Origin of the sequence: Streptomyces phaeoluteigriseus (assembly GCF_001896135.2) — a bacterium.
Lineage (GTDB): Bacteria > Actinomycetota > Actinomycetes > Streptomycetales > Streptomycetaceae > Streptomyces > Streptomyces phaeoluteigriseus.
The window spans coordinates 246,089-263,143 of sequence record NZ_MPOH02000002.1; the positions used below are offsets into that span (position 1 = coordinate 246,089).

Genomic DNA, 17,055 nt, shown 5'->3' on the forward strand with positions numbered 1-17,055 from the left:
GACGGAGCCGGGCGGCTCGGGCGCATGGACGTGGCGAGGCACCTGGCTCCGCCACCGCACCCACCAGCCGGACGACCGAAGAAACGCAGCACCGTGCCGACGGGACCGGACGGCCCGGACACGCAGACGTGGCGAGGCACATCGAGTCCGCCCCAACCACTGCGGGACGAGTCCGGCGGAACGCGCAGGACCGTGCCGACGGAGCCGGGCGGCTCGGGCGCATGGACGTGGCGAGGCACATCGGGTGCGCCGCGCCCGTGCGACTGAGGGGTGGGCAGGCGGGCGGGCCGGCAGGCGAACGGTCGGTGTCCGTGGGCCGAAGTCATGGCGCCGAGGCCGGTGACAGGCAAGGCCGCACCGGCCGGGCAGAACGGGGTCCGTGGGCACGAAGGACGCGTGCGAAACGTTCGTGAACGCGCGGCCACTGCCTTCCAAGACAGCCCCCCGCACCTGTGCGGGCGCCCTCCCCGAGTCGGGGGCGTACCCGCACAGCGGGGCGCAGCGCTCAGACGGTGACGCCGCCCGCATCCGCCCCGCGCGGAGCCGCCGAGGCCCTGCTGCCGAGGCCGGCCACAGCCAGTACCGCGCCCGTCAAGCAGAGCAGGCCCGTCACCACCGAAGCCGCGTGCAGACCGTTCATGAAGGCCTGGGCGCTGCCCTCGACGACGGCAGCCCGGAGCTGTTCGGGCATGCCGGCGGAGACGGGGGCGACGCCCATGGCGACCGCGTCCTTGGCCTCACCGAGGCCGGCGGCCGTCGCCGCGGGGACCCCGGCCCGGGTCAGTTCGCCGCCGAGCGTGGAGCCGACCCTGGCGCTGATCACGGAGACCAGGACGGAGGTGCCGAGGGCGCCGCCGATCTGGAGCGTGGTGGCCTGGAGGCCGCCCGCGACTCCGCCGTCCTGGACCGGGGCGTTGCCGACGATGGCGTCGGAGGAGGCGGCGAGCACCATGCCGACGCCGAGGCCGAGCGCGACGAACGGCGGCCACATGGTGGCGTAGGAGGAGTCGGTGGACCAGGTGAGCAGGCCGAAGCAGGCGACGCCCTGGAGGACCATGCCGAGCGGCATGCACAGGCGGGCGCCGAACCGGCCGGTGAGGGCCGCGCCGAGCGGGGAGGCGACGAGCGAGGCGAGGCTGAGCGGGAGGGTGCGTACGCCGGCCTCGACGGGGGTGTAGCCGCGCACGTTCTGCAGGTACAGCATGATGAAGAAGATCGCGCCGAGCAGCACGAAGAAGTTGAGCGCGGTGATGATCGCGCCGACGGTCAGCGAGCGGTTGCGGAACAGACGCATCGGCAGCAGCGGGTGCTCGACACGGGTCTCGTACCAGCCGAAGACGGCGAGGACGAGGAGTCCGGCGAGGATGGCGGCCCAGGTTCCCGCGGAGGTCCAGCCCCAGGTCTCGCCCTTGACGACGCCGAGGACGAGGCTGAGCAGGCCGACGGCGAGCAGCAGGACACCGGGGACGTCGAAGCGGTGGTGTCCGGTGGAGTTGCGCGACTGCGGCAGCACGAGCGCGCTGAAAGCGAACGCCACGATGCCGATGGGGAGGTTGATGTAGAACACCGACTCCCAGTTGACGTGCTCGACGAGGAGACCGCCGACGATCGGGCCGAGCGCGGTCGAGACGGCGGAGACCATGGCCCAGATACCGACGGCCATGCCGAACTTCTTCGGCGGGAACACCGCCCGCAGCAGCCCCAGGGTGTTGGGCATGAGCAGGCCGCCGAAGACGCCCTGGAGGGCGCGGAAGACGATGACGCCGGTGATGGAGCCGGACAGTCCGATGGCGACCGAGGAGACGGCGAATCCGACGACGCCGACCAGGTAGAACGTGCGCCGGCCGAAGCGGTCGCCGAGCTTGCCGCCGAGTATGAGGGTGGCGGCCAGGGCCAGCAGGTAGGAGTTGGTCACCCACTGGAGGTCGGCGGTGGAGGCCTCGAGGTCGCGGCCGATCTCGGGGTTGGCGATGGCGACGACGGACGCGTCGAGCTGGACCATGAACAGGCCGAAGGCGACCGCGCAGAGGGTGAGCCAGGCGTTGGAGCGGAAACGACCGGTGGCCGGTGGACGCGCCGCGGTGGACGCGGGCACGCCGGAGTGATCCACGGTGGTGGATGGCATGAAAGAGCCTTGTCTGTGTACGTGATCTACGAAGAGGGACGGCGACACCCACAGGGCACGGCACGACAGGTACCGGGCAGGGGGTCCCCGCCGGAGAAAAGGCGGAGGAGGACCGAGGAGGGCCTGCCGGGGTCAGGCCGAGAAGGGCCGGACCTGACCGGGTTCAGTGCGCCGCGGCGTGCAGGTGGCGCGTGAGGGAGATGAGCGCGCCGACCGCGGAGCCGAGGGCGTCCATCTCGCCGTCGGTGAGGGACAGCAGGGCCTCGGAGAGGTAACCGGTCTCCAGGTCGCGCACCTCGGCGAGGCGCCGCCGGGAGGTCGCCGTCAGGTACAGGTGGGCGACGCGTTTGTCGGTGCCGTCCTGGCGGCGCTCCAGCATGCCCCGCTCGGTCATCTGGGAGACCAGGGCGCTGACGTTGTTCGGCTTCATCAGCAGGGCGTCGGCGGCCTCGCGGACGGTGGCGCCCTCCTGCTGCGCGACGAACCTCAGCAGCAGGAGCTGTCCCTCGGGCGGCTTGGGGTGCGGGTAGGTGGAACCGACACGTCGGTCCAGGGCCCGGTGCAGCGCGGGGAGGCAGACCGCCAGCTCGGAGGCTACGCGGTCGGGGCCCCCGGAGGGCGCGCTGGTGTCGGACATGACATCCACAATAGGTATACATACATACCTATGTCAAAGCGGTCGGCCATGGTCTGCCCTCGGCCGGGGGACGCACGGGGCAGTCCATGTCGCAGTCTCATAGAGGACGACCCTCATGGCGACTGCATGACGACGTCGACGGTGACCGCAGACGACGTCCATGGCGACCTCGTAGCGACTCCATGGCGACCCGGATCCCGCCGTACGGCATAAGCTCCCCCAATGGCGAAGTACTACGACGTTCACCCCGACAATCCGCAGCCGCGCACCATCGCCCAGGTCGCGGCGGCCATCCGGGCAGACGCGCTGATCGCGTACCCGACGGACTCCTGCTACGCGCTCGGCTGCCGGATCGGCAGCCGCGACGGCGTCGACCGGATCCGGTCCATCCGCGAGCTGGACGACAAGCACCACTTCACCCTCGTCTGCCAGGACTTCGCGCAGCTCGGCCAGTTCGTGCACGTCGACAACGACGTGTTCCGCGCGATCAAGGCCACGACGCCCGGCAGCTACACGTTCATCCTCCCGGCGACGAAGGAGGTGCCGCGCATGCTCCAGCACCCGAAGAAGAAGACGGTGGGCGTACGCATCCCCGACCACGTCGTCACCCAGGCACTGCTCGCCGAACTCGGTGCGCCCCTGCTGTCCAGCACGCTGCTGCTGCCAGGCGAGGAGGAGCCGATGACCCAGGGCTGGGAGATCAAGGACCTGCTCGACAACTCCGTGGACGGGGTGCTCGACTCCGGGGACTGCGGCACCGAGCCGACCACGGTGATCGACTTCTCGGAGGGCGAGGCGGAGATCATCCGGTACGGGGCGGGCGACGCCTCACGCTTCGAGTAGACCGGGGCGAAAGGGGCACCGGGTCCCGCCACCGCCGACTCGATGGTGCATGCAACGATATTGATCGCCCGGCCCGCCGCCGGGCCGATCGACCGCTCGCCGTGCACCGCACAGAGAGGCACCCCCTCATGACCTCCGTACCCTCCGTTCAGGGAACAGCCGTCGACGTCCCCACCGAGGACGGCGTGGCGGACGCCCATCTCTCCCACCCCGCCGACGGCGCCCCCCGTCCCGGCGTGCTGTTCTACCAGGACGCGTTCGGCCTGCGGCCGCACCTGCGGGCGATGGCCGACCGGCTGGCCGGCGCCGGGTACACCGTGCTGGTGCCGAACGTGTTCTACCGTCACGGGCCCAGCCCCGTCGTGGAGCTGCCGGAGTTCATCGACCCGGAGGCTCGCCCGGACATCTTCGAGAGGCTGCGCCCGGTGATGCGGTCGCTGACCGACGACCTGGCGATGCGGGACGCCGACGCGTATCTGCGCTGGCTGGCACGGAGCCCGCTGGTCCTGGACGGTCCGGTGGCGGTGACCGGCTACTGCATGGGCGCCCGCCTCTCCCTGCTGACCGCGGGCACCCATCCCGAGCGGGTCGCGGCGGCGGCCGGTTTCCACGGCGGGCGGCTCGCGACCGAGGCGCCGGACAGCCCCCACCTGGTGGCCGGCCGGGTCACGGCCGAGCTGTACTTCGGCCACGCCGACGACGACCCCGCGCTGCCGCCCGATGAGAGGGAGCGGCTGGAGGCGGCCCTGACCACGGCCGGCGTCCGGCACCGCTGCGAGGTCTACGAGGGCGCCCCCCACGGCTTCACCCAGGCCGACACCGCCGCCTACCAGCAGGCCGCCTCCGAGCGGCACTGGGCGGCACTGCTCGACCTGCTCGACCGCACCTTCTGACTCCGGCCCGAGCAACGACGCCCACACCGGCTCCGGCACAAGCCGACTCCGGCCCGAGCAACGACGCCCACACCGGCGCCCGCGCAAGCCGGACTCCGCCCCGAGCACCGACACCCACACGGGCTCCGGCTCCGGCTCCGGCTCCGGCCCAAGCCACCCCGCACCTACCCAGCTCCACGAACGAGACGCGACGCACCGGCTCCGGCACCAGCACCAGCACCCGCACCGACTCCGCACCAGCACCCGCACCGCACCAGCACCCACCCCGCCCCAGGGACGCCCCCGCCATCCCCCCGCACCCCGTCTCCTTCGTCGCACGGTCATTGACATGCCCACACCCTGATGCGACTTTGAGAGCGCTCTCAACAGGTACGGACCAACCCCACAGGCCTACCCGCACGGAGGTGGAGAGTGTTCCGCACACTCATGTCCCGGCTGACGGCAGCGGCAGGAGCCGCCGCGCTCGTCGGCACACTGCTCACCCTGGGGCCACCGGCCCAGGCCGCCGTCCCCAGCACCATCCCCCTCAAGATCACCAACAACTCGGGGCGCGGCGAACCCCTCTACGTCTACAACCTCGGCACCCTTCTGACGACGGGTCAGCAGGGCTGGGCCGACGCCAACGGCACCTTCCACGCCTGGCCCGCGGGCGGCAACCCGCCCACACCGGCGCCGGACGCCTCGATCACGGGCCCGGCGGCCGGCCAGTCGGCGACCATCCGGATCCCCAAGTTCTCCGGCCGCATCTACTTCTCGTACGGCCAGAAGCTGGTGTTCCGGCTGACCACGGGCGGGCTCGTACAGCCGGCCGTACAGAACCCGAGCGACCCCAACCGGAACATCCTGTTCAACTGGTCGGAGTACACGCTCAACGACTCGGGGCTGTGGCTCAACAGCACCCAGGTCGACATGTTCTCGGCGCCGTACGCGGTCGGGGTGCAGCGCTCCGACGGGAGCACGGTCAGCACCGGCCGACTCAAGGCGGGTGGCTACAACGGCTTCTTCAACGCCCTGCGCGGGCAGCCCGGAGGCTGGGCGAACCTGATCCAGACCCGCTCCGACGGCACCGTCCTGCGGGCCCTGTCCCCGTTGTACGGCGTGGAGACCGGGGCGCTGCCCCGTACCGTGCTGGACGACTACATCAACCGCGTGTGGCAGAAGTACGCGACCTCCACGCTGACGGTGACGCCGTTCGCGAACCAGCCGGGCACGAAGTACTTCGGCCGGGTCTCCGGCGGCGTCATGAACTTCACCAACAGCGCGGGCGCCGTGGTCACCAGCTTCCAGAAGCCGGACGCGGACAGCGTGTTCGGCTGCCACCGGCTGCTGGACGCCCCCAACGACGCCGTACGCGGGCCGATCTCGCGCACGCTGTGCGCCGGGTTCAACCGGTCCACGCTCCTGACCAATCCGAACCAGCCGGACACCACCTCGGCGGGCTTCTACCAGGACACGGTGACCAACCACTACGCCCGCAAGATCCACGCCCAGATGGCCGACGGGAAGGCGTACGCGTTCGCCTTCGACGACGTCGGTCACCACGAGTCGCTCGTGCACGACGGGTCGCCGCTCCAGGCGTACCTGACGCTCGACCCGCTGAACTGAGGGCCGCGGACGTCCCGCACGCGAGCAGCTCGCGTGCGGGACGTCCGTCCGCAGGAAGCCGGGCGGATCGGCCGGGTCCCGGCGCGGCGTCGCCACGACGACATCCGGCGAAAGCTTGCCTCCCCGGCGCTCGCCCCGTAGACCTGCCGCACGACAACCGTCACTCCGGTTCGATCCGCTGCTGGTACTCGGCGAGGGGGACTGGAACCGGACCGCACGGACGGGGCGGGCCGTCGCCTCCGAGGAGGAGCCGGTGGCCGGCCGGTCCGCTCCACGCCGTTCGTGGAGCGACGGGTGAGCGGCTCGCGCGGGGGGCCGGCCCGGTGTACGCCGTGTGGTGGGACCACCGCGCTTCGGCGCGCGGGCGCGGTCGTTCCCGCGCTTGTTGCAGGCTCGTGAAATCCGGTGTCCGGCGCGGCGGACGCGGATGAGACCCGCCCTCTCGGTGGTTGCACCCGGCGTCCGTCAGTCCGCCGGAGGGACCGTCCCAGGGAGCGCGCATGACCGTCCAGTACACCGACCGAACGAACCGCACCGGCTTCGTCCGGGAATGGGAGCAATGGCACCGTGAGAAGGAGGAGGTTCTCGCCGGACCGCACGGCTTCCTCGCGATCACCGGCCTGCACTGGCTGAGCCCCGAGCCGGCCCGCTTCGACGACGCTCCCGGTGCCTGGTCGAGTACGGGCGAGGGAATCGTCGTCGAACTCGCCGAAGGCGAGGAACTGACCGTGGACGGCACGGTGGTGCGCGGCCGGTACGCGTTCGGGGTGATCGCCGAGCGCGACAGCGTGTACGTCGCCGCCGGGGACGCGCTGATCGAGGTCGCCAAGCGCGGCGGCCACGACATCCTGCGCCCACGCCACCCCGGCAACGCCCTGCGCGCCGCCTTCTCCCACACCCCCGCCTACGCCCCCGACCCCCGCTGGGTGCGCGAGGGCCGCTTCCTGCCCCACCCGCGGCCCCGGCCGGTGACCGTCGGCGCCGCCGTCGAGGGCCTGGAGCACGTCTACGACTCCCCGGGCCAGGTCGAGTTCGAACTGGACGGCACGACGTACCGCCTGACCGCCTTCAACGGCGGTGCGCCGGGCAGCCTGACGGTGCTGTTCACGGACGCGACGTCCGGTGTGACGACGTACGCCGCGAACCGCTCCCTCCACCTGGCCGCGCCGGACGACGAGGGCCGGGTGACGGTGGACTTCAACCGGGCCGGCAATCTGCCGTGCGCCTACACCGATCTGGCGACCTGCCCGCTGCCCCCGGCGGAGAACCGGCTGCCCGTGGCCATCGAGGCGGGCGAGCGGATCCCGCTGGAGCGGGGAGGCCGGGACTGAACCCGGTCACCCCTCCCCGCCGCCCCGCCCCGGACCGTTGTTACGGTGCACCGGTGTCCGACTCCTCACGCGATACCGCCGAAGGCGCCGGCTGGGGCGCCCACGACCCCGGCACCTACGGGCAGTTGATGCCCTCCAACACGGAGAAGATCTCGTGGCTCGACCCCCGGATGCTGTGGGCCGCGCGCAACGGCGTGCTGGCGTCCTGGTTCGGGGACCCCACCGGCCGTACGCGCGGCCGGTGGGTGGACCAGCGGGCGGCGGCCGGGGCGCCGGCGGACAAGGTGATCCGACGCCCGGAACCGGAGCGCTTCTCCTTCATGGTGATCGGCGACACGGGCGAGGGCGACGACCCCCAGTACGCCGTCGTGCCAGGCTTTCTGAAGGTCGCTCAGGACACCAGCTTCGCCGTCCTGGCGAGCGACGTCATCTATCCCGTGGGCAGCGCGGACGACTACGACGGCAAGTTCTTCCGCCCCTACCGCGACTACCGGGCCCCGATCTACGCGATACCCGGCAACCATGACTGGTACGAGGACCTCGGCGCCTTCATGCGGGTCTTCTGCGACGCCCCGCCGCTGCCCGCGGAGCCCGCGCCCCGGCCGTTCGGCCGGGCCTGGCTGCGCTCCCGGCTGTGGCACCGGCCTCGGCCAGGCGACGGCCAACGCCTGGACGCGGCGCGGGCCTTGCGGGCGGACCCGTCCCAACAGGCCGTACAGCCGGGCCCGTACTGGGCGATCGACTCCGGGCCGGTGCGGATCATCGGCATAGACACCGGCCTGCTCGGCACCCTGGACGCCGAACAGGGCTCGTGGCTGCGGGAGGTGGCGCGGGGGCCGCGCCCGAAGATACTGATCACCGGTTCGCCGCTGTACGTGGACGGCGAGCACCAGCCCTGCCCGATCGAGGGCGGCGGCACGGTCGACGAGATCGTGCGCGACCCCGGGCACCGTTTCGTCGCGGCGATCGGCGGCGACATCCACAACTACCAGCGCTATCCGGTGACCCTGCCGGACGGCCGTACCCTCCAGTACGTCGTCGCGGGCGGCGGCGGGGCGTTCATGCACGCCACGCACACCATCCCGCGCGTCTCGGTGGACGGGGTCGCGGAGTCCGACTTCCGCTGTTATCCGCTGCGCGGCGACTCCCTCGCCTTCTACAGCCGCCTGTACGGCCGGCGGCTGCGGCTGCGGCGCTTCTTCAGTCTCACCGAGGCCGAGGCGACCACGGTGATCGCCGAGCGGCTGGGCATCCCGCCGACCCGTGGTCCGGGCGCTCCGGTGCGGATCACCCGGCGCATCCGGCTGGTGGCCACCCTGCTCGGCACCGCGCGCCGACCCGACCGCGGGGCGCGGTTCCGGCTGCCCGTGCGCAAGATCTACACGTCGCTGTTCTCGCCGAGTTCGGCGACGTACAGCCCGCCCTTCTTCAAGTGCTTCCTCCGCCTGGACGTGAGCCCGGAGAGCGTGCGGCTGCGCTGTTACGCGGCCACCGGCAACCGCGCGCAGGAACTGGACCCGCCGGTCGAGGACGAGGTCGTCATCGCGCTGGCCTGACCGGGCCCTCGACCCGATCACGGAAGTAACCGGTACGGCGGTGTCCGCCGTCGACGAGGGAGGAACGGATGCCGTCCACCCCACGCCCGCTGCGCAAGCTGGGCTTCCTCACCATCGGCCTGTTCGACGAGGCCGAACCCGCCGCGGGCACGAGACCACGCTGGAGATCATCGAGTTGGGCGAGCGGCTGGGCTTCGACAGCGCCTGGCTGCGCCACCGGCACCTCCAGTACGGCATCTCCTCCCCCGTCGCCGTCCTCGCGGCGGCCTCGCAGCGCACGAGCCGGATCGAGCTGGGCACCGCGGTGATCCCGCTGGGCTGGGAGAACCCGCTGCGGCTGGCGGAGGACCTGGCGACCGTCGACGTCCTGTCGGGAGGCCGGCTCAACCCGGGTGTCAGCGTCGGCCCGCCGATGCACTTCGACCGGGTCGGGCAGGCCCTGTACCCGGACACCGCCGACGCCGAGGACTTCGGATACGGCAGGGCGCGACGGCTGCTCGACCTGGTGCGCGGCGAACCCGCCACCGGTTTCAGCGGCACCGAGGGCTTCGAGGTGTTCTCCGACCGTGTACAGCCGCACTCCCCCGGCCTGGGCAGCCGCCTGTGGTACGGCGGCGGCAGCCTCGGCTCGGCGCGGTGGGCCGGGGAGAACGGCGTGAACTTCCTCACCAGCAGTGTCGTGAAGGCCGAAGGCCCGGACGGCGCACGGGACTTCGCCGACATCCAGCTCGCCCTGGTGCGCGCCTTCCGCGCCGCGCACCAGGAGGGCGACGCGGCCCGCGTCTCCCAGGGCCTCGTCGTCATCCCCACCGACTCCGCCACCCCCGGACAGCGCGCGAAGTACGAGGAGTTCGCCGCCCGGCGCCTCCCCCGCACGGCGTCCCCGCAGGGTCCGGGCCGCCTGTTGTTCGCCCCGGACCTGGTCGGCACCTCGGCCGAACTGGCCGAACGCCTGCATGCCCACGCCGCCTTCCGCGAGATCGACGAGGTGGCCTTCGCCCTTCCCTTCACGTTCGCGCCCGAGGACTACGTACAGATCCTCACCGACATGGCGACGAACCTGGGACCGGCGCTGGGATGGAAGCCGGGAGCCTGAGCGGGGCCGGGGGGTCAGGACGACGGCGCTGCCGTCGAGTGACCGTCCGGCGGCATCATCGCCCTCCCGCGGAGGCGGGCGCCCGCGGGCCCGTGCGGGGCAGTGGGCGCGCGCCGGGGCGTCCGCCGCCGGGCGGCCTCACCAGCGGCCGGGCTCGGTTCCCGTGACCGGCTCCGACGGCCTGCCGTCCACGCCGACGGGGATGTCTCCCGTGAGCATCACGCGGTGCATGGTGCGGGGGAAGCCCAGGTGGGTGTTGTCGCTGGGGGCGAGGTGGATGGTGGCGCGGTTGTCCCAGAAGGCCACGCTGCCCGGTTCCCAGCGGAAGCGGACCGTGTACTCGGGACGGGTCGCCTCCGCCAGCAGCAGTTCCAGGATCGCCGCGCTCTCCGCGCGCGAGAGGTCGGTGATCTGCTCGACGTAGTAGCCGTTGACGTACAGGACCCGCTCGCCCGTCTCGGGGTGGACCCTTACCAGCGGGTGCACGGAGGCCACCTGGTGGTCGAGGAGGTGGCGGACGTACGCGTCGTCGCCGGGGCGGGGCTGGTAGCCGACGCCGAGCCGGTGTTCGGCGCGCAGCGCGTCGACGAAGCGCCGCAGCGGCGCGGACAGTCCGGCGTAGGCGGCGGCCAGGTTGGACCAGGTGGTGTCGCCGCCGTACGGGGGGACGGTCTCGGCGCGCAGGATCGTCGCGGCGGGCGGGTCGACGCGTGCACCGTGGTCGCAGTGCCAGCCGCGCAGCAGGGTGTGCCGGCGGCGCCTGAGCCACTCCTCGTGCTCCATGCCGAACCGGCCGCCGAGTTCCAGCCGGTCGGCGGTGGTCTCGATCTCGGGGAAGTCCGCCGGGGAGGCACCGCCGCGCTTGCGCAGGACGACCGGTTCGCCGAACCGGCGGGCGAACGCCACATGCCCGGCGTGGTCGAGCCGCTGCCCGCGGAAGAACACCACCTTCCAGCGCAGCACCGCCGCCCGGATCGCGGCGACCTGGGCGTCGCCGAGGCCGGCCGCCAGGTCGACGCCCTCGATGTCGGCGCCGATGTGCCCGGCGGCCGGCCGGAGCGTCAGTCCCGCGGCCCGCACGCCTTCCTCCAAGGCAGCGTCCGTCGCCCTGCCCTTCGCCATGTCCCTCGCCTCGCTGTCGAACTCGGTCGTCATGCGCGCTCCGCTCGTCGTCGCCGGTACCGCTCCCCGAAGATCGTGTCAGCCGATCGCCGACGTGACGACAGGGCCTTCGCCCACGCCCCCGCCGCCCCGGTTGATCGATCCCCGGGCCTTCGGTGAGGCTGGAGGGACGACACAGCCGAGGGAAGGCACGATGGTGAACCACATCCCCACCCACACGCTCAACGACGGAACGACGCTCCCGGCCGTCGGCCTCGGCACCTGGCCGATGGACGACGCGCAGGCGGAGCAGGCGGTGGCCGGCGCGCTCGGCCTGGGCTACCGCCTGATCGACACGGCGACGAACTACCGCAACGAGACCGGCGTGGGCCGCGGGATCGCCCGCGCGGACGTGCCGCGCGAGGAGATCGTGGTGACCACGAAGCTCCCGGGCCGCCACCACGGCTACGAGGAGACCCTGGCCTCCTTCGAGGAGTCGCGTCGGCGGCTCGGCGTCGACCGGGTGGACCTGTACCTGATCCACTGGCCGCTGCCCCGCGTCGACAAGTACGTCGACTCCTGGCGGGCCATGATCAAGCTCCGGGAGGACGGGCTGGTCCGGTCGATCGGCGTCTCCAACTTCACCCCCTCTCACATCGAGCGGCTGGAGAAGGAGACGGGCGTCCTGCCCGCCGTCAACCAGGTCGAGGTGCACCCGCTCTTCCCGCAGGACGCGCTGCGCGCCTTCCACGTGTCGAAGGGCATCGTCACGGAGAGCTGGAGCCCGCTGGGCCGGGGCTCGGCCCTGCTGGACGACCCGGCCGTGCTCTCCGTCGCCGAGGCCCATGGCGTCACTCCCGGCCAGGCCGTCCTGCGCTGGCACCTCCAGCTCGGCGCGGTGCCCGTCCCGAAGTCGGCGGACCCGGAGCGGCAGCGGGCCAATCTGGAGGTGTTCGGCTTCGAGCTGGACGCGCCGCAGATGGCGGCGATCGCGGACCGTGCGCCCCGGCGGCTGGGCGGGGACCCGGAGGTTCACGAGGAGTTCTGAGCCGGGGCCGCGGGTACCCGGCAGCCCCGGGCGAGGAGGTTCGGATGGGTGAGCGGGAACGGCTCGGTGACCACCGCGGGCAGCGCGACGTCGACCGGACCGGCGAGCCGTCCGGGGAGCGGGCGCCCGCCGGGGACGCGAGGCCCCGGTTCGTCGTGCAGATCCATGACGCCGGCACGCTGCACTTCGACTTCCGGCTCCAGGTGGGTGACGTCCTGAAGTCGTGGTCGGTGCCGAGGGGCCCGTCCGCGCGGCCGAAGGACAAGCGGCTCGCCGTGCCGACCGGGGACCATCCGCTGGTCCACGAGGACTTCGAAGGGGTGATCGCGCCCGACGAGTACGGCGGCGGGACCGTGATCGTGTGGGACCGCGGGACGTACGAGCCGCTCGGCCCCGACGCCGGCTTCGAGGAGGGCCTGCGCCGGGGGCATGTGTCGTTCCGGCTGCACGGTGCGAAGCTGCGGGGCACCTACGCCCTCACCCGGTTCCGGGGCGAGGACGACTGGCTGCTGGTGAAGGCGGGCGGTGGCACCGGGCACGGGCACGGTACGCCGAACCCGCGCCGGGCCCGGTCGGTGGCCACCGGACGGACCTTGGGCCAGGTGGCCGCCGGGGCGTGAGCGGGCCCCCTTCGGGCGGCGCGGACCGTCCGGTCAGAACGACGGGGTCAGCGTCTGCTCGCACCAGATGGTCTTGCCGCGGCCCGTCTGCCGGCTGCCCCAGCGCTGGGTGAGCTGGGCGACCAGCAGCAGGCCGCGTCCTCCCTCGTCGAAGGCGTGGGCGCGGCGCAGGTGCGGGGAGGTGGAACTGCCGTCGGACACCTCGCAGATGAGGGTGCGGTCGCGGATCAGCCGTAGCTGGATGGGGGGTTCGCCGTAGCGGATGGCGTTGGTGACGAGTTCGCTGACGACGAGTTCGGTGACGAACGCGGTCTCCTCCAGTCCCCACGCGGCGAGTTGTTCGGTGGCGGCCTGCCGGGTGGCGGCCACCTGGGCGGGGTCCTGGTCCACGTCCCAGGTGGCGACCTGCTCGGCGCCGAGCGCCCGGGTGCGGGCCACCAGCAGGGCCACGTCGTCACTGGGCTCCTCCGGCAGGACGGCCTTGAGCACCGTGTCGCAGACGGCGTCGAGGGAGGCGGCGGGCGCCGTCAGCGCGTTGCACAGCTCGGCGGTGGAGCGGTCGACGTCGCGGTCTCGGTCCTCGATCAGACCGTCGGTGTAGAGCGCGACGACGGTGCCCTCGGCCAGTTCCAGCTCGACCGCCTCGAAGGGCAGCCCGCCGACGCCGAGCGGCGGGCCGGGGGACATCCGGACCAGGGTCGCCCTGCCGTCGGGCAGGACGACGGCGGGTGCGGGATGGCCGGCGGAGGCCAGGGTGAGCCGGCGGGTGACGGGATCGTAGACGGCGTACAGGCAGGTGGCGCCCAGTTCCGCGACGTCCTCGCCGACACCGTCGTAGGCCGCGAGGTGGGTGACGAGGTCGTCGAGGTGGGTGAGGAGTTCGTCGGGCGGGAGGTCGACGTCGGCGAGGGTGCGGACGGCCATGCAGAGGCGGCCCATGGTCGCGGCGGACGGGATGCCGTGCCCGACGACGTCGCCGACGACGAGGGCGACGCGGCTGCCGGAGAGCGGGATGACGTCGAACCAGTCGCCGCCGATGCCGGCGGTGGAGCCGCTCGGCAGATAGCGGTGGGCGACCTCGACGGCCACCTGTCCGGGCAGGCCGCGTGGGAGGAGGCTGTGCTGGAGGGCGAGGGCGGTGGTGCGTTCGCGGGCGAAGCGGCGGGCGTTGTCGACGCAGACGGCGGCGCGGCTGGCGAGTTCCTCGGCGAAGACGGCGTCGTCGGCCGCGTAGTCGTCCGGCTGGGCGACGCGTACGGCGACGGCGACGCCCAGGGTGGTGCCGCGGGCCCGCAGCGGCACCGCCATCATCGAGTGGACGCCCTCGCGGTGGGGGCGTCCACTCGGTGCTCGGGCGTTGCGCTCCTCGACCCAGCGCATGAAGGGCGGCTCACCCGCCTGGCTGATGACCGCCCGGCCCTCCCGCAGGGCCCGCGCGACCGGGGAGAACGCCGGGTAGAGGTCCACCTCTCCCAGGTGTACGGCCGCTTCCGGGGTGCCCTCGGTGACGGAGCCGTGGGCGACGCGCCGCAGCTCCACCTCCTCGCCGGGCAGCATCGGCGGCGATTCGTCGGCGCCCAGCACCCAGTCGAAGAGGTCGACGCTGGCGAAGTCGGCGAACCGGGGCACCACGACGCCGATCAGTTCCTCGGCCGTGCGCACCACGTCCAGGGTGGTGCCGAGGGCGGCCGCGGCCTCGTTCAGGAGCGCCAGCCGCTCCCGCGCCCAGTACTGCTCGGTGCTGTCGAGCGCTGCCAGGGCGGTACCGAGGATGTTGCCCGCCGCGTCCCGGACCGGCCACATCTCGATGCTCCAGGCGTGTTCCCGGTTCAGGGCGGGGGCGCCGGTGAAGCTCTCGTAGCGGACCGGCCGGCCCGTCTCGCAGACATGGCGCAGGTGCCAGTGGAAGCCCCGGCTGTGCTCGGCGTCCTCGACGGTCTCCGGGAAAGGGCGGCCGAGGAGGGCTTCCTCGGGCACGCCCATCACATGGCAGGCGGCGTCGTTGACCCGCAGATAGCGCTGGCCGGGGTCGAAGACCGACATCGACATCGAGGCCTGCTGGAAGGCGCGCTCGCCGACGGTCGGTTCCGGGCCGGGGCCCGGGGACGACGGTACGGCGGTGAGGGCCAGGCCGGCGGGCTCGCCGCCGGGGCCGAGTACCGGGCAGGCGGTCACGGTGACGGTCACCGGGTGGCCGTCGCGGTGCCGTACGACGACGGGGCCGGTCCAGGACCCGTCCGCGCGCGCCGGAAGGGCCTCGGCGAGCAGGTCGGCCGCCGGCCGACCCACCGCGTCCTGGGCCGTGCGGCCGGTCAGCAGACGGGCTCCCTCGCTCCAGCCCGTCACGATGCCCCGTACGTCGACGACAGCCGCAGCGGCGACTTGCTCCATGTCGTCCAGAATGGTCCCTTTGGCCCGCCGCATCAACCGCGGCGGGGCCGGGGCCGTCCGGTTCTCAGGAGCGGTGGGCGCGCAGTACCTCGAGGGCACGGTCGGCGTGGGTGTTCATGCGCAGCTCGCTGCGCACGGCCGCCAGGACGCTGCGGTCCTGGCCTATGACGAAGGTGACGCGCTTGGTGGGGGCCAGGGAGAAGCCGCGCTTCACGCCGAACCGTTCCCGCACGGCGCCGTCGGCGTCGGACAGCAGGGGCATGCCGAGCGTGTGCCGGCCGGCGAACTCCTGCTGCCGGTCGACGGAGTCGCCGCTGATGCCGACGGGACGCGCGCCGACGGCGGCGAACTCGGCGGCCAGGTCGCGGAAGTGGCAGGCCTCCGCGGTGCAGCCGGGGGTGAGGGCGGCGGGGTAGAAGAAGAGGACGACGGGTCCTTCGGCGAGCAGCTCGGTGAGCCTGCGGACCGTCCCGGTCTCGTCCGGCAGCGCGAAGTCCTCGACCAGGTCACCGGTCTCGGGTGCCTTGCTCACGAGGCTCCCTCCGCCTTGCCGGCGTTCCGCGCGACGCTGCGGGCCCACAGCACCAGGGGCACCTGAAGGGGCAGCCGGCCGACGGCGGCGGCCTTGAGAGGGGTGGGGTGGTGGCGCCAGTCCACGGCCATCTTGACGTTGGCGGGGAAGACCCCGACGAAGAACGCGGCCGTCGCCAGCGCGGTCCTCCTGCGGGTCGCGGGCAGGGCGAGACCGGCGGCCAGGGCCAGCTCGACGACACCGCTGGCGTACGTCCAGTTCCGCGGGGAGCCGGGCAGGGCGCGCGGCACGATCGCGTCGAAGGTGCGTGGTGCGGCGAAGTGGGCGATGCCCGCGGAGGCCAGGAGGCCCGCGAGCAACAGGGGTGAACGGTGGGACCGGGACACGGCTGTCTCCTCTGACGACGTGGCGCGCGACATTACCGGAGAGTAGGGAAGCTCCGCGGGTGGGGTCCTGGCGGCTCGGCGGGCCGGGCGGGCCGAGGGCGTCAGGTGGACCCGTCCTCGGTCAGGCGCCGGCCGGCCGCGCTCCGGGCGGCTGCTCGGTGTCCTCGTCGACGGCGTGGGTCAGGAAGTCGTCGACCATGCGGTGGAAGAGGGTGGAGAGCTGACGCAGCTCCTGCGGGGACCACTCGGCCAGGGCCAGCTGCATGCCGCGGGCGCCCGCGTCACGGACCCGGTCGATCGCCTCGCGGCCGGCGCCGGTGAGCCGGATGCGCTGGGCCCGGCCGTCGTCGGGGTCGGGGACGCGTGTCACGTAGCCGGACTTCTGGAGCTGCTGCACGGTGCGGGTCACGTGCGAGGCCTCCACGCCCAGTCGCTGGGCCAGCTCCCCCGGCCGCAGCGGCTCGGAGTCGGCGACCTGCCGCAGCAGGGCCACGGCGGCGCGGTCCAGGGGAACGCCGGCCAGCGCCATCAGCCGGTCGTGCTGACGGGCGCGCGTGCTCAGGTAGGTGATGCGAGTGAGCGCGCGCTCGATCCCGATCACTTCCGGAGAGGCGGAGGCGGCGGGAAGCGGTTCGGTGGACATGGAACACACTTTACCATCTCATTGCGTAACTCAAGTAAGTTACTGCGCACCCGTGTACCGCCCCCTCCTGCGCCGGGACGACGCGTGGAGCCCGGACGGTGCGGCAGGGCCGACGCCGCACGGTCCCGCACACCCCACGGTATGCCCCTGCTCAGATGCGGCCCGCCCCCCGTTCACCCCTCAGCAGCCAGGCCAGATAGGCGCCGCTCGGTCGTCCGCCGTCGGCGGCGGATCGCACCGCGCTGTCG

General features: G+C 72.8%; 14 protein-coding genes and 1 pseudogene. 8 read left to right on the forward strand and 7 right to left on the reverse strand.

Going from position 1 to position 17,055, the window contains the following annotated elements:
- Positions 1-505: 505 nt before the first annotated feature.
- Together BM536_RS01695 and BM536_RS01700 are read right to left on the reverse strand one after the other, a co-directional pair.
- Positions 506-2,125 carry an MFS transporter gene (locus BM536_RS01695; RefSeq protein WP_073499934.1) on the reverse strand — a complete coding sequence of 540 codons (1,620 nt, stop codon included), beginning with the start codon at positions 2,123-2,125 and terminating at the stop codon, positions 506-508.
- 163 nt (positions 2,126-2,288) lie between these two features.
- Positions 2,289-2,762 carry a MarR family winged helix-turn-helix transcriptional regulator gene (locus tag BM536_RS01700; protein ID WP_073499935.1) on the reverse strand — a complete coding sequence of 158 codons (474 nt, stop codon included), beginning with the start codon at positions 2,760-2,762 and terminating at the stop codon, positions 2,289-2,291.
- Positions 2,763-2,984: 222 nt separating this feature from the next.
- On the opposite strand from BM536_RS01700, the gene BM536_RS01705 reads away from it, so the two are divergent.
- The 6 genes and pseudogenes from BM536_RS01705 to BM536_RS01730 all read left to right on the forward strand — a co-directional run bounded on the left by BM536_RS01705 (position 2,985) and on the right by BM536_RS01730 (position 10,086).
- Positions 2,985-3,605: an L-threonylcarbamoyladenylate synthase gene (locus BM536_RS01705; protein ID WP_094102408.1), complete on the forward strand. Its 621-nt coding sequence runs from the start codon at positions 2,985-2,987 to the stop codon at positions 3,603-3,605.
- A gap of 128 nt (positions 3,606-3,733) precedes the next feature.
- Positions 3,734-4,498 (forward strand): dienelactone hydrolase family protein, encoded by a 765-nt coding sequence (locus BM536_RS01710; RefSeq protein ID WP_094102409.1) that lies wholly within the window; start codon positions 3,734-3,736, stop codon positions 4,496-4,498.
- A gap of 426 nt (positions 4,499-4,924) precedes the next feature.
- Positions 4,925-6,103, forward strand: coding sequence for a glycoside hydrolase family 64 protein (locus BM536_RS01715; protein ID WP_094102410.1), 1,179 nt, complete (start codon positions 4,925-4,927; stop codon positions 6,101-6,103).
- A 500-nt stretch (positions 6,104-6,603) separates the two neighbouring features.
- Positions 6,604-7,434: a DUF1684 domain-containing protein gene (locus BM536_RS01720; protein ID WP_073498150.1), complete on the forward strand. Its 831-nt coding sequence runs from the start codon at positions 6,604-6,606 to the stop codon at positions 7,432-7,434.
- Positions 7,435-7,487: 53 nt separating this feature from the next.
- A complete protein-coding gene (locus BM536_RS01725) occupies positions 7,488-8,990 on the forward strand; it encodes a metallophosphoesterase family protein (protein WP_073498148.1) in 1,503 nt (500 codons plus the stop codon).
- A 68-nt stretch (positions 8,991-9,058) separates the two neighbouring features.
- Positions 9,059-10,086 (forward strand): annotated as a pseudogene (locus BM536_RS01730) (LLM class flavin-dependent oxidoreductase).
- Positions 10,087-10,224: 138 nt separating this feature from the next.
- On the opposite strand, the gene BM536_RS01735 reads toward BM536_RS01730, so the two are convergent.
- Positions 10,225-11,241 (reverse strand): TauD/TfdA dioxygenase family protein, encoded by a 1,017-nt coding sequence (locus tag BM536_RS01735; protein ID WP_094102411.1) that lies wholly within the window; start codon positions 11,239-11,241, stop codon positions 10,225-10,227.
- Between the two features lie 163 nt (positions 11,242-11,404).
- Between BM536_RS01735 and BM536_RS01740 the strand changes: the two genes are divergently transcribed.
- Complete coding sequence (locus tag BM536_RS01740) at positions 11,405-12,235, forward strand: aldo/keto reductase (protein WP_425444591.1); 831 nt, start codon at positions 11,405-11,407, stop codon at positions 12,233-12,235.
- A gap of 44 nt (positions 12,236-12,279) precedes the next feature.
- Positions 12,280-12,855 carry a DNA polymerase ligase N-terminal domain-containing protein gene (locus BM536_RS01745; RefSeq protein WP_073498145.1) on the forward strand — a complete coding sequence of 192 codons (576 nt, stop codon included), beginning with the start codon at positions 12,280-12,282 and terminating at the stop codon, positions 12,853-12,855.
- Between the two features lie 33 nt (positions 12,856-12,888).
- On the opposite strand, the gene BM536_RS01750 is transcribed toward BM536_RS01745, so the two are convergent.
- The 4 genes from BM536_RS01750 to BM536_RS01765 all read right to left on the reverse strand — a co-directional run bounded on the left by BM536_RS01750 (position 12,889) and on the right by BM536_RS01765 (position 16,807).
- Positions 12,889-15,246 (reverse strand): ATP-binding SpoIIE family protein phosphatase, encoded by a 2,358-nt coding sequence (locus BM536_RS01750; protein ID WP_094102412.1) that lies wholly within the window; start codon positions 15,244-15,246, stop codon positions 12,889-12,891.
- 64 nt (positions 15,247-15,310) lie between these two features.
- Complete coding sequence (locus tag BM536_RS01755; protein ID WP_094102413.1) at positions 15,311-15,778, reverse strand: peroxiredoxin; 468 nt, start codon at positions 15,776-15,778, stop codon at positions 15,311-15,313.
- Positions 15,775-16,164 (reverse strand): DoxX family protein, encoded by a 390-nt coding sequence (locus BM536_RS01760; RefSeq protein ID WP_073498143.1) that lies wholly within the window; start codon positions 16,162-16,164, stop codon positions 15,775-15,777. The genes BM536_RS01755 and BM536_RS01760 overlap by 4 nt, the downstream gene beginning before the upstream one ends.
- A gap of 121 nt (positions 16,165-16,285) precedes the next feature.
- Entirely contained in the window at positions 16,286-16,807 is a 522-nt protein-coding gene (locus BM536_RS01765) for a MarR family winged helix-turn-helix transcriptional regulator (protein WP_094102414.1), read from the reverse strand.
- Positions 16,808-17,055 lie beyond the last annotated feature (248 nt).